The 16,204-nt window shown below is 67.0% G+C and carries 10 protein-coding genes; 4 read left to right on the top strand and 6 right to left on the bottom strand.

The genetic code is table 11. From position 1 onward, the window contains the following. Nucleotides 1–278 precede the first annotated feature (278 nt). From ABB34_RS09880 to ABB34_RS15250, 6 genes are all read right to left on the bottom strand, one after another. Nucleotides 279–3,032, bottom strand: coding sequence for a TonB-dependent receptor (locus ABB34_RS09880; RefSeq protein ID WP_057641158.1), 2,754 nt, complete (start codon nucleotides 3,030–3,032; stop codon nucleotides 279–281). A 124-nt stretch (nucleotides 3,033–3,156) separates the two neighbouring features. After that, the gene (locus tag ABB34_RS09875) at nucleotides 3,157–4,155 is read right to left on the bottom strand and encodes a glucokinase family protein (protein ID WP_057641157.1); all 999 of its coding nucleotides are present in this window, start codon (nucleotides 4,153–4,155) and stop codon (nucleotides 3,157–3,159) included. Between the two features lie 348 nt (nucleotides 4,156–4,503). Further along, nucleotides 4,504–6,807 carry a family 20 glycosylhydrolase gene (locus ABB34_RS09870; protein ID WP_057641156.1) on the bottom strand — a complete coding sequence of 768 codons (2,304 nt, stop codon included), beginning with the start codon at nucleotides 6,805–6,807 and terminating at the stop codon, nucleotides 4,504–4,506. A 286-nt stretch (nucleotides 6,808–7,093) separates the two neighbouring features. After that, nucleotides 7,094–9,799, bottom strand: a complete 2,706-nt coding sequence (locus ABB34_RS09865; protein WP_057641155.1) for a TonB-dependent receptor — start codon at nucleotides 9,797–9,799, stop codon at nucleotides 7,094–7,096. A 74-nt stretch (nucleotides 9,800–9,873) separates the two neighbouring features. Then, the gene (locus ABB34_RS09860) at nucleotides 9,874–10,920 is read right to left on the bottom strand and encodes a glucokinase family protein (RefSeq protein ID WP_083490152.1); all 1,047 of its coding nucleotides are present in this window, start codon (nucleotides 10,918–10,920) and stop codon (nucleotides 9,874–9,876) included. Between the two features lie 93 nt (nucleotides 10,921–11,013). Then, nucleotides 11,014–11,265 carry a hypothetical protein gene (locus ABB34_RS15250; RefSeq protein WP_152979574.1) on the bottom strand — a complete coding sequence of 84 codons (252 nt, stop codon included), beginning with the start codon at nucleotides 11,263–11,265 and terminating at the stop codon, nucleotides 11,014–11,016. Here ABB34_RS15250 and ABB34_RS09855 point away from each other — a divergent pair. From ABB34_RS09855 to nagA, 4 genes are all read left to right on the top strand, one after another. Continuing rightward, entirely contained in the window at nucleotides 11,264–12,553 is a 1,290-nt protein-coding gene (locus tag ABB34_RS09855) for a sugar MFS transporter (protein WP_057641154.1), read from the top strand. The genes ABB34_RS15250 and ABB34_RS09855 overlap by 2 nt on opposite strands. A 43-nt stretch (nucleotides 12,554–12,596) precedes the next feature. Next, entirely contained in the window at nucleotides 12,597–13,673 is a 1,077-nt protein-coding gene (locus ABB34_RS09850; protein WP_057641153.1) for a LacI family DNA-binding transcriptional regulator, read from the top strand. A 4-nt stretch (nucleotides 13,674–13,677) separates the two neighbouring features. Next, entirely contained in the window at nucleotides 13,678–14,703 is a 1,026-nt protein-coding gene (locus tag ABB34_RS09845) for an SIS domain-containing protein (RefSeq protein ID WP_057641152.1), read from the top strand. 208 nt (nucleotides 14,704–14,911) lie between these two features. Further along, entirely contained in the window at nucleotides 14,912–16,051 is a 1,140-nt protein-coding gene (nagA, locus tag ABB34_RS09840; RefSeq protein WP_057641151.1) for an N-acetylglucosamine-6-phosphate deacetylase, read from the top strand. The last annotated feature ends 153 nt before the right edge of the window (nucleotides 16,052–16,204 follow it).

The following is a 16,204-nucleotide window of genomic DNA, read 5'->3' as shown; positions in this document are numbered from 1 at the left end:
TTCCCCCTGCGGGGGAAGGTGCCCGAAGGGCGGAAGGGGGTATGGCGTAATGGGGATGGTGCAGCAGTGCAACGTTGAAACAACACGCGAGTTCGTTGCAGTTCCGCTCAGCCTGCCCCTCACTCCAACCCCTCTCTCCCCAAAGGGACTTCCTGCTGTCGCCGGAGTGAGAAGGACTTTGAGGCCAGCATCTTCAAAAAAAGCGGGCCTGGAAATTCCAGGCCCGTTGGAGGAGAAAAGACTACTTCATGCAACGTGTCGCGGTTTGCCGCGCTGGATCAGAACGCGAAGCGCAGCGAGGCCATGTAGCGACGGCCGCTCAGGTAGGCACCGCGGGTGAGCTGTTCCACGCCCGAGTAGGAGTGGTACTTCTCGTCGAGCAGGTTCATGCCTTCCAGCGCAACGGTCAGGTTGTCGGTGATCTTGTAGGAAACCGAGGCGTCCACCGAGGTGTAGTCCATCGTCCACAGGTCGCGGCCACCGCTGACGTTGGTGAAGTACTTGTCGCGCCAGTTGTAGGTGACGCGGGCGGCGAACTTGTCATTCTCGAAGAACGGGGCGATGTTGATCTGGTTCTTCGAGTTGAACGGCAGTGGACGGCCATTGGTGGCCTCGCCATCGGAGTAGGTGTAGTTGGCCACGATGCCGAAGCCCGCACCGAAGTTCTGCTGCCAAGCCAGCGAATACCCCTTGATCTTGGCGTCGCCGGCGTTCTGCGGGCGGTCCACCTGGTACTGGGTGTCCGTGTTCTGGTTCTGGTTCCAGTGGGTCTCGGTACGCGAGGCCATCAGGATGTAGTCGGCCACGTCACGATAGAACATCGAAGCCGCCAGGATGGCATCCTGCGAGAAATACCATTCGGCCGAGAAATCCAGGTTGGTCGAGCGGTACGGCTTCAGGTCCGGGTTGCCGCCACCGCCGGTCAGGGTCTGGTCGGCCAGCCACAGGTAGCTGGAGACGTCGGCATAACCCGGGCGGGCCATCGTCTTGGCCGCCGAGAAGCGCAGCACCAACGAATCGGTGGCGTCGTAGACCAGGTTCAGGTTCGGCAGGGTGTTGTTGTACTTGCTCTTCTGCACGCGCCATTCATAGCTGCCCGCCGGGCAGTCGCTGGTGTTGACGGTGCAGGCCCAGGCGCCGGAGCCGACGTCGGTCTGCACGTAGCGCACGCCGATATTGCCGCGCAGGCGATCGATGCTGAAATCAGCCTGCAGGTAGGCGGCCTTGGTGTCTTCCTCGATGGTCCAGGTGTTGCGGACGAACTCGGCGGCGTTGAACGGCGAGACTTCCGGCATGGTCTGCCACGGTGCCAGCCAGTCGCCGCTGCTGATGAAGTCGGCCAGCTTCCAGCCGTCGATGGTGAAGCGCTTGCCGAGGTCGCCATAACCGCCGAAGCCGCTCAGGTAGTTGCCCGGCAGTTGGCGCGGATCGAAGTCGGCGGCATTGCCGTCGCCATACCCGGCAACCGAAGCAAGCGCCACGCCCTTCTGGACCTGGCTGGTTTCATGGCTGCGTTGCTTGTAGCCGAAGCGCAGCAGGTAGACCGGCGAATCCAGCTTGATGCCGAAGTCCACCTGGCCGTACGTTTCCTTGTCCACGGTCGGCTTCTCGACCAGGTTGCCGCCCCAACCGGTGTTCCACGACGGGTCGTTGGGATCCGCACCCCAGCCGCCGTCCATCTGGAACATGTCCGGGTTGGTGAACGGGTTGGCGCCGTTGAAGGTCACGCTGCCGGGGTTCTTCGGCGCGCCGGCGATGGACCAGGTGTAATCGGTACGCGCCAGGAATTCGCCGAACACCTGCTCCGGGCCGCCCTCGGCCTTGGTGGTGCCGATGTGGGTGGAAGCGAACCAGCGCTCGTCGTTCCAGTCTGCCTTGATGTCGTAGGTTTCGGATTCGACCTTGGCGCGGCGGTTCTGCAGGTCGAAGATGGCCAGCGCGTTCTTGTGGGTGCCGCTGGTGATCAGGCCGTCCTTGACGGTCAGGTCGGTCATCGTGAACAGGCTGTTCCAGGCATTGCCCGGCATCACGAACATGGCCTGCGACATGTGGTCGAAGTTGGCGTCGATCTTCAGTGCGTTCAGCTCGACGTTGAGCTTCTCGACCGGCTTGAACTGCAGGGTGGCCGAGTAGGTGTTGCGCTTGCGCTCCTGCTCGAAGAAGTGGGCGCTGATCGAGTTGGGGCCGACGGCGTCGAGGTTGTTGGCCAGCGTGTCGGCGCAGCTGCCGACGCAGGTGGGATCCTTCGGTGCGCCGATCGACCAGTCCATCGGCGGGTCGACGACGGAACCGCCGCCGCCCTGGCCCTGGTAGTAGTCGCGGCCGGTCACGTGGCCATAGGCCTCGATGCCGTCGCGGCGGATGCTCTCGTGCTGCGACTGTGCCGACAGCATCACGCCGAAGGTCTCGGCGTCGTTCTTCCAGCCGAACGCGGCCGACGCCTGCGGGTCGGTCTTCTTGACGCGGTCATTGCGCGCATAGCTGACCTGGCCGGTGATGGAAACCTTCTCCGGCATGTCCAGCGGCTTGCGGGTGGAGATGATGACGGTGCCGCCGATCGAGCCTTCCTCCAGGCGCGCTTCCGGCGACTTGAACACCTCCACCTTGCCCACCAGCTGCGGGGCCAGCAGCGAGTAGTTGAACGTGCGGGTCGGGAAGTCGCTCATGTTCCAGTCGCCCGAGGCGATGGACTGGCCGTTGAGCAGCGTGCGGTTCAACGCCGGGTCGGTGCCGAGGATGGACACCTTCTCGCCCTGGCCGTAGGCGCGGTCGATGGTCACGCCGGGAATGATGGTCATCGCCTCGGCGACGTTGCTGGCCGGGAACTTGCCCACGTCCTCGGCGGTGATGACGTCGACGATGGCGTCGGCGTTGCGCTTGGATTCCAGCGCCTGCTGCAGGCTGGCGCGGATGCCGGTGACGACGACGCGGTCAAGCTCGGTCGCGTCCTGCTGCGGGGCTTCCTGGGCGTGCGCCGAGAAGCTCAGACAGGTGACGATGGCGGCGGATAGTACGGACTTGCGATACCTCATGATGTCTCTCCTCATCATTGGATGGAATGTCCGGGGTGAACCGGGATTGCCTTGCCTGCTGCGGGGGTGGGACCGTGCGGAGCATCGGAGTTGCCTGCACGGCGGTGCTTGCCGGAGTGCCGGCTCAATGGTTCCTCCGTGCCTGGTACCAGCGGGTGGCGCCGATGACGCCCAGTTGCCCGTGCTCGACCAGCTTCACGGGAATGCGTTGCAGCGCCTCGCCCATCGGCCCCTTGTTGAGGAAGCGCTCGACGAAGCGGCTGTTCTGGATGAAGGGACCGAAGCGCGGCAGGATGCCGCCGGCCAGGTAGATGCCGCCCTGGATGCCGTAGAACAGCGCCATGTCGCCGACGGCCGAGCCGAGGAAGGCGCAGAACAGCTCCAGGGTTTCGGTGGCCAGCGCATCGCTGCCGTCGCAGGCGGCGGCGCTGACAGCATCGGGCGTGGTGTGCGTGGGCGTGGCACCGCGTACTGCGCACAGTGCGTGATGGAGCCTGAGCAGGCCGGGGCCCGACAGGACCTGCTCTATGGAGACGTGGGAGCGTTCGCGCAGCAGGTGCCGCAGTACGGCGATCTCCAGCTCGGTGGTCGGGGCGAGCGATGCCTGGCCGGCCTCGGTGGCGAGCACGACGGTACGCTTGCCGGCAGGGATCCAGACGGCGGCGCCGAGGCCGGTGCCGGGGCCAACGATCAGGACCGGTCCGTGGGCCGCCTGCGCCGGCCCGGCCAGCTGCAGCACCTGGCTTGCGTCCATGTGTGCGGCGGCATGGGCGACGGCCTCGAAATCGTTGACGACGTGGACGGCGCGGAAGCCGAGGTCGTCGCGGATGCGATGGGTGGACAGCGGCCACGGCAGGTTGATGGAGATGACCGAGCCATCGTCGCGGGCGTAACCGGCAGTGGCGATGACGCATTCGGCCACGGGCGGCTGGTGGCCGGCGAAGTCGGCCAGGATGGCGCTGAGGCTGGAATGGTCGGCGCAGCGGTACTTGCGGTAGGCGAGTACCTCGATGGCGTCGCTTCCGTCGCTGCTTGTCCGGATCAGGCCCACGCGCACATGCGTGCCGCCCACGTCGGCGGCGATCAGCTGCGCGGCCGAGGTGGAGGGGGCATGGGCTGGCATGAGGCTGGCGGTCACTGGTTTCCCCGATGGATGCGCGGCGCTGCGTAGTGCCGTGATGGCTGGAGTGTCGGGGGTGCGTGACAACGATGTCAAGCTGTTATGCAAAAAATTTTCAGAATGGTTTCAAGGCGAAATATTGCGGGTTTTCCGCATTAGAAGGGCGGAAATTCGTTCCTGTGGAAATCCATCAGAACGGAACGCCTGTCCTGCATCAGAATTTTCGGCTTGTTGTGAAATTTTTTCGCATGATTTTCAGGGCGGAATGTCGGCTCCGGACACGCCAAGGCCACCGTTTCCGGTGGCCTTGGGGGATCCTTGTCGCGGTAGCGAGGGGGATTCCTCGTCTTTTCAGTTCCCGGTTTGCAGCCGCACCCAATCCAGCGTCCACATGTCCGGGCGGGTGTCGCCAGTGAAGCGGATGCACAGGTCGCCACGGGCCTTGGCCGGCGCGAGGGGCGCTTCCAGTTCGATGAAACCATCGGCATCCGGCGCGGCCGGCAGCGGCAGCGATACCAGCGGCTCGCCCTGGCACTGGTCGCCGAGGATTTCCAGTTCGCCATGCGCGCTGTGCGCCGGCGCGAACTTGCGGTTCGGCTCGTCGTGGGCCAGCTGGAAGTTGTAGGGAATGCGGCCGGCGCGCAGCTTCACCCCGGTCACGCCGCCCAGGTCGGCGTCCTGCCACAACCAGCACGGGTTGAAGATGTTGACGTTGAAGATGGCGCGCTGGCCCTCGGCCGGGCCGTCGTCTTCCAGCCGCAGCAGCAGCTTGCCGTCCCCGGGGCACAGGCCGAGCTGGGTGTCCTCGCGCACCAGCAGCGAATCGGCGGTGACCTCGAAGCGGCTGGCGGCGGCCAGCGGCTGGCCGTCGAAGAACGCCGCGGCGTTCACCCGCGCCGGCAGTGCCACCTGCAGCGGCTGGCTGTAACCGGGCGATGCCGCGCTCACCTCGCTGCCGTCCAGCGTGTAGTGGATGGCGTAGCCGAGCGGGGTGGCCAGCGTGATCTCGGCGGTGCCGGCGGCGCGGTTGCCCTGGTCCTGCATGTCCACCTGGAACGGCGTCTGCGCATAGCCGATGCCCATTGCCCGGTAGCGCTGCAGCTGGCGCGGCAGGCGTTGCAGGAAGCCGTCGAAGCCGCGCTGTTCCGGCGGGCTCCAGCCGGTTTCGGCCACCGCGGCCAGGCGCGGGAACAGGTGGTGTTCCAGCCATGCGTCGTTGCGGGTGTGCTCGGTGAACAGTGTGGCCTGCAGGCCGAGGATGTGCGCGCGCTTGTCCGCGGCCAGCTCCGTCGGCACTGGTTCGAAGTCGTAGACCTTGCGCAGTTCGGTCGTCGTCGGCCGGCCCGGCGGTTCGTTCGGCGAGCCGGTCTGCAGGTAGTCCATGTACATGTGGGTGACCGGGGCCATCACCACGTCGTGGCCCTCGCTGGCGGCCTTCAGCCCGCCCTCGGTGCCGCGCCAGGACATCACCGTGGCTTCTTCCGGCAGCGGGCCTTCGAGGATTTCGTCCCAGCCGATCAGGCGGCGGTCGTGCTGCGCCAAGAATCGTTCGAGCCGGCTGACGATGTGGCTCTGCATCGCCATCTCGTCGCTGGCGCCGATCGCGCGCATGTGTTCCTGCACGCGGCTGGAGGCGATCCACTGGTCCTTGACCGCCTCGTCGCCGCCGATGTGCACGTAGCGGGCAGGGAACATGTCGATCACTTCGAGCAGCACGTTCTCCAGGAACTGCAGCGTGCTTTCCTCGGTGTTGAACAGGTTGGGGAACACGCCCCACTGGTTGTCGATGATGAGCGGCTGGTCGATGCTGCCCAGCTCCGGGTAGGCGACGATGGCGGCGGTGGCATGGCCGGGCACGTCGATTTCCGGGATCACCTGGATGTGCCGCTGCGCGGCATAGGCGACGATCTCGCGGATCTGCTCCTGCGTGTAGTAGCCGCAGTAAGTACGCGGCTGCCCGGTGGCCGGGTCGCGGCCGGCATCGCCCAGCGGTACGCGGCAGCTGCCCACTTCGGTGAGCTTCGGGTAGCGCTTGATCTCCATGCGCCAGCCCTGGTCGTCGGTGAGATGCCAGTGGAAGGTGTTGAGCTTGTGCTGCGCCATCGCGTCGAGCAGCTTCCTGATCTCGTCCATGCTCTGGAAATGACGCGCCGAATCCAGCATCAACCCGCGCCAGGCGAAGCGCGGCGCATCGGCGATGCTGGCAGCGGCGACGCGGCCGGCGTCGTTGCCGGTGAGCAGCTGCGCGGCGGTCACCGCGCCGTAGAACAGCCCGGCCTCGTCGCGCGCGCTGACGTCGATGCCGGTGTTGGACACCTTCAACGCATAGCCTTCGGCGCCGGTGGCGGCCGCGGCATCGAGGTGGAAGCGGACCTGCGCCCTGCCGCCGGCATCGGCAACGGCCAGCGTCGGCCCGCCGTTCTGCGCCAGCAACTGCACGAACTGGTTGGCGACGCGGCGCGCGGCTTCATCGCTGCCGGCGACGCGGGTGGAAGGCTTCAGCGTGAAGTCCTTGCCATCGGCTGCCTGGTAGTGGGCCGGCAGCGGGATCAGGGGCAGCGTGTCCGCGGCCTGTGCCTGCGGCATGCAGGCGCCGAGCAGCAGGCCGGCCGCGAGCCAACGGGTTCGCAAAGCGGCGAGGCGGGGCGTGGTCATGGGCGTGGCTCCTTGGATGGAAGTGAAGCGATGGTGGAACGGGTCCCCGGGCATGGCCAGTGCGTTGTTGGCGCGCGGACCTTGGAGCGCCTTCGCTACCGACGTGGGCCGGGATGCGCGGCGGGTTCCGGTGGAGCACCTTCTCCCGACCGGAGAAGGAAAGGGAATGCAAAGTGCCCACAGGCGAGGGACAAGCTCCGTTTTGCATATCGCAAAAAAGCGCCGGGCCCGGAATGATCCAGGCCCGGCGCTCATGCTATCCGGCGATGTTGCGTGCCGGGGTGGATCAGAACTTCACGCGAGCGTTGAAGTAGTACTGGCGACCGTTGCTGTAGAACGCGGTCGGGATGCTGGCGCTCTGGTAGTACTTGTAGGTCGGGTCGTTGAGGTTCAGCGCATCCAGGCTGAAGCTCAGGTGGTCATTGACCTTGTAGCTCAGTGCCACCGACAGCGTGCCGAATTCGTCCTGGTAGTACGGGTTGGCACCGGACAGGCCGATCAGGAACTTCGAGCGGTAGGTATAGCCCACGCGTGCACCGAAGGTGTCGTTCTCGAAGTAGGCACCCACGTTGTAGGTGTTCTTCGAGGTGCCGGTCAGGTTGTTGCTGCCGTCCGCCCAAGTGTGCGAGGTGCTGCCATCGGCATAGGTATAGTTGGTGGTGATGCCGAAGTTGTCGCCGAGCGGCTGCTCGTACACGAACTCCACGCCGGTGACCTTGCCGTCGGAATTGACCGGCACCGAGACGTTGTACGGCTCCAGCTGGTGGGTCAGTTCGCTGAACAGCATCTGGGTCTCGGTGCCGAAGGCCACGTAGTCCTTCAGGTTCATCGAGTAGGCGCCGATCGACAGCAGGCCGCGCGGCATGAAGTACCACTCGAGGTTGGCATCGAAGTTGGTGGACAGGATCGGCTTCAGGTGCGGGTTGCCGCCGCCGCCGGTCTTGTTCAGGTCCGAACCCCAGGACGAAGCACCCAGTGCCGAGAAGTCCGGCAGCGTCTGGGTCTGCGACGCAGCGAAGCGGAACACCAGGTTGTCGGCCATGTCGAACTTGATGTTCGCGCTCGGCAGGATGCGGCTGTGCTTGTTGCTGGTGTTCACGATCTTCCAGCCACCCCACACCGGGCAGCCCCAGCCGCAGGGATCGGGGCCCGGGCCCTGGGCGAACAGGCTGGTGACATCGGCGTTGGCGACGTCGCTGACCGACTGGTAGGACATGATGTCCTGGTCGATGTTGACGTAGCGCAGGCCGACGTTGCCGCTCCAGCTGTCACCAATGAAGTTGGCCTGCACGTAGGCGGAGAAGTTCTTCTCCTGCACCTTCCACTCGGCACCATAGTTGTGGCGGCCATTCGGGCCGTCATCGTCGGACAGCCAGGTGGAGTTGTTGACCACCGCGTCCTTCAGTGCGCCCGGGGTGAAGTACCACAGGTTGCGCGGGAAATCGCCGCCGATGTTGCTGGCGAAACCACCCGGATACGGTGAGGTGGCACCGTTCTGCAGCGCGCTCCAGATATCGCCGGGGCTGGCGCCTTCCGGGGACAGGGCTTCGCGCTTGTGGTCGGCGTAGCGGGCGCCGAAGTCGATCGAGCTCAGGGTGCCGTCGTTGAAGTACTGGCTGAAGTCGGCGGTGAACCACTTTTCCTTGTCTTCCGCGGTTACCTGCTGGTTGCCCCAGGTACCGAAGCTGGTCACGCCGGCCGGGGTGAGGTCGCCGCCGACGTTCCAGTCGATCGGAGAACCGTTGCCGTGGGTGCTCCAGCTGGCGCCGCCGCCGTTGGCCAGGGTCACCTCGGCGATGAACTGGCGCGGGGTCGAGCCTTCGCCCTTGGTGGAGCCGGCCTGGAACTTGGCGCTCAGGTTGTCGGTGACCTGCCAGTCGGCGTCGAGGGTGACGTAGCTGCTCTTGGCGGTGGCCTCGCGGTAGATCATGTCGTAGACCGCGTAGTCGGTACCCGCAACACCGGTGTACTTGGCATCGGTGAGCACGCCGTCCTTGACCACGTAGCCGGCATCCGGCGCCTGGCTGTTGGCGAAATGGCCGCCCCACATCATGAAGTTGCGGTTGTAGTTGTTGGCGTCCATCTTCGAGGTGAAGCCTTCGACGCCCAGCGTGAGGGTGTCGGACGGCTTGAACTGCAGGGACAGCAGGCCGCCCTTGCGCTCACGGGTCTGTTCGAACAGGGTCGAGCCGAGCAGGCCCGGTGCCCATACGCCGACCAGGTCGGGATTGGTGGCGGCCACCGGATCGGTGGCGCCGATCTGGAAGAAACCGCCCGGGATTTCCTGGGCTTCGCGGCGCAGCTCGCGCTTCTGGCTGAACGCCTGCACCATCACGCCGAAGGTGCCATCGTCGTTCTTGTAGTTGAACAGGCCCGACAGCTGCGGATCGTTGGACTCGGCCTGATCCGAGCGCACCAGGCCGACCGATGCCTCGGCGGTGATCTGGTTGGCGAACTCCAGCGGCTTGCGGGTGATGATGTTGACGGTACCGGTGGTGCCGCCGTCCTGCAGCTTGGCCTGCGAGGACTTGTTCACTTCCACCGAGCTGACCAGCTCGGACGGCAGCAGGGTGTAGCTGACGCTGCGGCCGACGTTATTGCCCTGGCTGAGTACGAACCAGTCGGCCGAGCCGACGCTGTGGCCGTTGATCAGGGTCTGGGTCAGGCTCGGACTGGTGCCGCGCAGGCTGACGCGGTCGGCTTCGTCGAAGCCGCCTTCATCGGCCGAGGACGAGCTGATGTTCACGCCCGGCAGGCGCTGCAGGGTGTCGGCGACGTTGTGCGCCGGCAGCTTGCCGACGTCTTCGGCGGTCACCACTTCAACGCGGCTGTTGGCCTCGCGCTTGGTGTCCAGCGATTTTTCCATCGAACCGCGGATGCCGGTGACGGTGATGGTGTCCAGGTCGGTGGCCTGGGGCTGCGCTTCCTGCGCGTGGGCGCCGAAGGCAAGGCAGCTGACGATGGCTGCCGAAAGCAGGGTCTTGCGATGCATGTTGTCTCTCCTCAACATCGGGGTGAATGGCACCGGGGTGCCGCGTTACTGCGTCTTGCTGGTGGTTCTGCTGCTTATGCTGCGAAGGCTTGGGTGGCCGACTTTTCCAGATACCAACTGGCCGCGCCGATGACGCCCAGTTGCCCGTGCTCGACCAGCTTCACGGGGATGCGCTGCAGCGCCTTCGTCATCGGCCCCTTGTTGAGGAAGCGTTCGACGAAGCTGCTGTTCAGAAGGAATTGGCCGATCTTCGGCAGGATGCCGCCGGCCAGGTAGACGCCGCCCTGCACGCCGTAGAGCAGGGCCATGTCGCCGATGGTCGAACCCAGGATGCCGCAGAACAGCTGCAGGGTTTCGACCGCGAGCGGGTCGCTGCCGTCGCAGGCGGCGGCGCTGACCGCATCGGGCGTGGCATGCACCGGCGTGGCGCCGCGCACGGCGCACAGGGCGTTGTAGAGGTTGAGCAGGCCGGGACCGGACAGGGCCTGCTCGATCGACACGTGCGGGCGGTCATGCAGCATCTGCCGCAGCACCGCCAGCTCCAGTTCGGTGGTGGCGGCCAGCGAAGCCTGCCCGGCCTCGGTGGCGAGCACGACCGAGCGCTCGCCGACCGGGATCCACACCGCCGCGCCGAGGCCGGTGCCGGGGCCGACGACCAGCGTCGGGCCGCGCGGCGCGTCGGCCGGGCCGGTGAGCTGCAGCACCTGGCTGTCGCCGATGTGGGCCGCGGCGTGGGCGACGGCCTCGAAGTCGTTGACCAGGTGCACGTTGCGGAAGCCGAGCTCATCGCGGATGCGGCCCGACGACAGCGGCCACGGCAGGTTGGCGGAAATGACGGTGCCGTCGGCCAGCGCGTAGCCGGCGGTGGCGATGACGCAGTCGGACACCGGCGGGTTGTGGCTGGCGAAGTCGGCCAGGATCGCGCCGAGGCCCGGATGGTCGGCATTGCGGTACTTGCGGTAGGACAGCACCTCGATGGCGGAGCCGCTGCCGGCGCGGACCAGGCCGACGCGGACGTGTGTGCCGCCGACGTCGGCGGCATAGAACGGCTGTGGCGCGCGCTCGGGTGAAGAGGTCTGCAGTGTGGGGGCAGCAGCGATCACTCGGTTTCCCTGTGGCATGGGGCGCCGGTCAGGCGCCTTACGGGGGCCGAGTCTGTAATCGTTCTGACAACGATGTCAACGGATTTTTGCAACTTTCGATGCTGCAATGCGTCACATTTTGCGCAGGCTGTGGCGGTGCCGGGATCGTTGCATTCGACACCATGTAATTGATGTATCAAGTGCCTGCGCGGCAAGAGCATTGATGCGCGGCGTCCTGCGCTTTTCCGCATCGTCGCGCGGCGCCTCGCGGGTGGGATGCCCGGTTGACAAAGTTGTCAAGGCCAACGGATAAATGTGACAACGTTGTTCCCAGTTGCATGACCGGCGCGAGCCGCCCCTCACACGCTGCAGGAGCTTTTCCATGTCCGCTGTTCCCGCTTCCACGCCGCGCGCCGGCATGGCTTCGTCCATCGCCATCGTCGGTGGGTTGTTCTTCATCCTCGGCTTCTGTACCTGGATCAACGGGCCGCTGATCGCCTTCGTCAAACTGGCCTTCGAAGTCAGCGAGGTGTCGGCCTTCCTCGTGCTGATGGTGTTCTACCTGTCGTATTTCTTCCTCGCGCTGCCGGCCTCGTGGATCCTCGAGCGCACCGGCATGAAGAAGGGCCTGGCGCTGAGCCTGGCGGTGATGGCGGTGGGCGCGATGCTGTTCGGCCAGTTCGCCACCCAGCGCTGGTTCGCCGGCGCGCTCGGCGGCCTGTTCGTGATCGGCGGCGGCATGGCGCTGCTGCAGACCGCGGTGAACCCGTACATCTCCATCCTCGGCCCGATCGAGGGCGCGGCCCAGCGCATCGCGCTGATGGGCATCTGCAACAAGGTCGCCGGCATCCTCGCGCCGATCGTGATCGGCTCGCTGGTGCTGCACGGCATCGGCGACCTCGACGCGCAGGTGCAGGCCGCCGATGCGGCGACCCGGACGCAGTTGCTCAACGACTTCGCCGCCAAGATCCATGCCCCGTACATGGTCATCGCCGGCGTGCTGCTGGTGGTGGCCGTCGGCGTGCTGTTCTCGCCGCTGCCGGAAGTGCGCGCGGCCGAGGCCAATGCCGGCGGCGCCGGCGGCAGCGCCGACAAGCGCAGCATCTTCCAGTTCCCGCACCTGTGGCTGGGCGTGCTGTGCCTGTTCCTGTACGTCGGCGCGGAAGTGATGGCCGGCGACGCCATCGGCACCTACGGCAACGGCTTCGGCCTGCCGCTGGACAGCACCAAGCTGTTCACCTCCTACACGCTGACGGCGATGCTGGTCGGTTACCTGGTCGGGCTGGTGCTGATCCCGCGCTTCGTTTCGCAGGAACGCTGGCTGGCCGTGTCGGCGGCGCTGGGCGTGCTGTTCTGCGTGGGCGCCTACGTCACCCGCGATTACGTATCGGTAGGCTTCGTCGCCGCGCTGGGCTTCGCCAACGCGATGATGTGGCCGGCGATCTTCCCGCTGGCGATCCGCGGCCTGGGCCGTTTCACCCAGACCGGCTCGGCGCTGCTGGTGATGGGCATCGCCGGCGGCGCGATCATTCCGCAGCTGTTCGCGCTGCTCAAGCACCAGTACCCGGAGCAGTTCCAGCTGGTGTTCGCCGCGCTGATGGTGCCGTGCTACCTGTACATCCTGTTCTTCGCCGTGGCCGGGCAGCGTGCGGGGCGCGCGCACGGTGGCTGAATCGAGCATCATGGCGGCCATCCCAGCCAGGCAGGAAACAGGTATGCGCAGACCCACCATCAAGGACGTCGCCGAGCGCGCCAAGGTGTCGCTCAAGACGGTATCGCGGGTCATCAACAACGAGCCTTCGGTGATGCAGGCCACCCGTGCGCGCGTGCTGCGCGCGGTGGCCGAGCTGGACTACGAGCCGGACCCGTCGGCGCGCAACCTGCGCAGCAATACCTCGTTCGTGATCGGGCTGGTGTACGACAACCCCAACCCGTACCACATCATCGGCGTGCAGAACGGCGTGCTGTCGGCCTGCCGCGAAACCGGCTTCGGCCTGCAGATCCATCCGTGCGACGCGACCTCGCCGATGCTGGCCGAGGAGCTGGCCGACTGGGTGCAGCGCTCGCGGCTGGCCGGGCTGGTGCTGACCGCGCCGATGTCCGAGCGCCCGGAACTGGTGGCCGCGCTCACCGCGCGCGGCATCAAGACCGTGCGCATCATCGCCGCCACCGAGGACCCGGACGACGGCCCCTGCGTGTTCGTCGACGACCGCGATGCGGCCTACGAGATCACCGAGCACCTGATCCAGCTCGGCCACCAGCGCATCGGCTTCCTGTGGGGCGGGCCGGAGCACCGCTCCAGCGGCGAGCGCCATGCCGGCTACGAGGCGGCGCTGAAGGACTACGGCATCCCGCTGGACAAGCACCTGGTGGTGCCGGGCGACTACACCTTCGACGACGGTTTCCGCGGCGCGCGGCGCCTGCTGGCGCTGCGCGAACCGCCCACCGCGATCTTCGGCTCCAACGACGAAATCGCCGCCGGCGTGCTGGCCGCGGCCAATTCGGTCGGCCTGAACGTGCCCTACGACCTGTCCATCGCCGGCTTCGAGGACAGCCCGTTCTCGCGCCAGTCGTGGCCGCCGCTGACCACCGCCAAGCAGGCCACCGGCGACATCGCCCGGCATGCCGCGCGCCTGCTGATCAACCAACTGCGCACCGACGCCTACGACGACAACCCGATGCAGTTGCAGAACCAGGGTTTCGTGCCGCAGCTGGTGGTGCGCGGCTCCACCGCGCCGCTGCGCCAGCAGCCGCTGCGGCCAGCGACTTCCTCCCCCGATCTTTCCGAGTAGACCCATGTTGCCCAGCGAGACCGAAACCCTGATGTTCAACGAGGCGGCTTCCAGCGCCGCCGTCATCGCCGCCCAGTACGCGCGCAACCGCGAGGTGGTGCAGGCGCTGGCCGCCGACCTGCGGCAGAACCCGCCGCCGTTCGTGGTGACCTGCGCGCGCGGCAGCTCGGACCATGCCGCCACCTACGCCAAGTACCTGTTCGAGACCCAGCTCGGGCTGGTCACCGCGTCGGCGTCACCGTCGGTCGGTTCGGTCTACGAGGCCTCGCAGCAGTTGCGGGGCGCGCTGTACCTGGTGATCTCGCAGTCGGGCAAGAGCCCGGACCTGCTGCGCAACGCCGAGGCCGCCAAGGCCGCCGGCGCGCGCGTGGTGGCGCTGGTCAACGTCGAGGATTCGCCGCTGGCGCAGCTGGCCGACACGGTGATCCCGATGGCCGCCGGCGCCGAGCGCAGCGTGGCCGCGACCAAGAGCTACCTCGCCTCGCTGGCGGCCATCCTGCAACTGGGCGCGTACTGGCGCAACGACCCGGCGCTGGTCGCCGCGCTCGACGCGCTGCCGGCGGCGCTGTCACAGGCATGGGAGTGCGACTGGAGCGCGGTGACCGATGGCCTGGTCGAGGCCCACAACCTGTTCGTGGTCGGCCGCGGCCCCGGCCTGGCCGCCGCGCAGGAAGCGGCGCTGAAGTTCAAGGAAACCTGCGGCCTGCACGCCGAGGGCTACAGCTCGGCGGAAGTGAAGCACGGCCCGATGGCGCTGGTGGGCAAGGATTTCCCGGTGCTGGCCTTCGCCCAGCCCGACGAAACCGGCGCCGGCACCCGCGCGCTGGCCGATGAATTTGCCGCTCGCGGTGCCCGTGTATGGCTGGCCGGCGAGGGCGGCAACCTGCCGGTCGCCACCGCACCGCACCCGCTGTGCGCGCCGCTGCTGACGGTGCAGAGCTTCTACCGCGCGATCAACGCACTGGCGTTGCGCCGTGGCTTCAACCCGGATTTGCCGCCGCATTTGAACAAGGTGACCGAGACGGTGTGATGCTTTTCCCTTCTCCCGGCGGGAAGGGGCGGAGTTTCCCGTAGGTGCCGGGCTTGCCCGGCACGGGGACTTCACGGAAATGCATACGGGGCAAGCCCCGTATCTACAGCAGGTAGGCCGGGGTTACACCCCCGGCGTTCGGGGAGTGCCGGTGTCGGGGGTGTAACCCCGACCTACGACCAAACTCCAGCAGCAGGAAACCGGAAAGATGACCAGTTACGCATTGACCAACGCCCGCGTCCTGAGCGACGACGATTTCCAGTCCGGCATCGCCGTGTGCGTGCAGGACGGCAAGGTCGCCAGGCTGTTGCCGGAAGCGGCGCTGCCGGCGGGCCTGCCGCGCCATGACCTCGGCGGCGGCTGGTTGCTGCCCGGCTTCATCGACGTGCAGGTCAACGGCGGCGGCGGCGCGCTGCTCAACAACACCCCGGACGTGGATGCACTGCGCGCGATGATGCGCGGCCACCGCCGCTTCGGCACCACCGGCATGCTGCCGACGCTGATCAGCGATGACGCGGCGGTGATGGCGGAGGCCATTGCCGCGGTGCGGCAGGCCATCGCCGAAGGCGTGCCGGGCATCCTCGGCATCCACCTGGAAGGGCCGTACATCGCGCCGGCGCGCAAGGGCACCCACGACGCCGGCAAGTTCCGCGTGCCGGGGGCGGAGGAGGTGGTGATGGCCACTTCGCTCGACAACGGCGTCACCCTGATCACGCTGGCGCCGGAGCGGGTGCCGGTGGCGACCATTGCCGCGATGGTCGGAAACGGCGCCATCGTCTGCGCCGGCCACACCGCCGGCACCTACGAGGAAACCCGCGCCGGGCTGGACGCCGGCATCACCGGCTTCACCCACCTCTACAACGCGATGACGCCGCTGCAGGGGCGCGAGCCCGGCGTGGTCGGCGCGGCGCTGGAGGATGCGGACAGCTGGGTTGGGGTCATCGTCGATGGCGTGCACGTGCACCCGGCCAGCCTGCGCGTGGCGCTGGCGGCCAAGCCGCGCGGCAAGGTGCTGCTGGTGACCGACGCGATGCCGATGGTGGGCGCGGACGATCCTTCGTTCGAGCTGTATGGCGAGGTCATCACCGCGGTCGATGGCGTGGTGCGCAATGCGGCCGGCTCGCTGGCCGGTTCGGCGCTGGACATGGCCACGGCGGTGCGCAACACGGTCAACCTGTTGGGCCTGCCGCTGGCGGAGGCGGCGCGGATGGCGTCGACGTATCCGGCGCAGTTCCTGCGGCTGGATGATCGCTACGGGCGCATCGAGGAGGGCTATCAGGCGGATTTCGTGCTGCTGGACGAGGCGTTGCAGGTGCAGGCCACCTGGATCGCGGGCCAGCAGGATTGATGTAGCCCCTCTCCCTGCGGGACGAGGACGCGAGCTTGAGCCCCTCTCCCTTTGGGGCGAGATGGCACGGTTTGCGCGCCACTGGCGCGCGTGCCTTCGAGTGCCCACGCCGCTGGCGTGGGCCGGGGCGCGGAGCGGGGGTTGGGGTGAGGG

The sequence above is a fragment of the Stenotrophomonas daejeonensis genome, from assembly GCF_001431505.1.
Taxonomy (GTDB): Bacteria; Pseudomonadota; Gammaproteobacteria; order Xanthomonadales; family Xanthomonadaceae; genus Stenotrophomonas; species Stenotrophomonas daejeonensis.
This window is presented reverse-complemented; position numbering and strand designations above follow the sequence as displayed.

Excerpts from the sequence above, each read along its gene's own strand:
- ABB34_RS09880 (WP_057641158.1), bottom strand. The coding sequence starts at position 3,032 with ATGAGGTATCGCAAGTCCGTACTATCCGCCGCCATCGTCACCTGTCTG.
- ABB34_RS09875 (WP_057641157.1), bottom strand. The coding sequence starts at position 4,155 with ATGCCAGCCCATGCCCCCTCCACCTCGGCCGCGCAGCTGATCGCCGCC.
- ABB34_RS15250 (WP_152979574.1), bottom strand. The coding sequence starts at position 11,265 with ATGGAAAAGCTCCTGCAGCGTGTGAGGGGCGGCTCGCGCCGGTCATGC.
- ABB34_RS09850 (WP_057641153.1), top strand. The coding sequence starts at position 12,597 with ATGCGCAGACCCACCATCAAGGACGTCGCCGAGCGCGCCAAGGTGTCG.
- ABB34_RS09865 (WP_057641155.1), bottom strand. The coding sequence starts at position 9,799 with ATGCATCGCAAGACCCTGCTTTCGGCAGCCATCGTCAGCTGCCTTGCC.
- ABB34_RS09855 (WP_057641154.1), top strand. The coding sequence starts at position 11,264 with ATGTCCGCTGTTCCCGCTTCCACGCCGCGCGCCGGCATGGCTTCGTCC.
- ABB34_RS09845 (WP_057641152.1), top strand. The coding sequence starts at position 13,678 with ATGTTGCCCAGCGAGACCGAAACCCTGATGTTCAACGAGGCGGCTTCC.
- ABB34_RS09870 (WP_057641156.1), bottom strand. The coding sequence starts at position 6,807 with ATGACCACGCCCCGCCTCGCCGCTTTGCGAACCCGTTGGCTCGCGGCC.
- nagA (WP_057641151.1), top strand. The coding sequence starts at position 14,912 with ATGACCAGTTACGCATTGACCAACGCCCGCGTCCTGAGCGACGACGAT.
- ABB34_RS09860 (WP_083490152.1), bottom strand. The coding sequence starts at position 10,920 with ATGCCACAGGGAAACCGAGTGATCGCTGCTGCCCCCACACTGCAGACC.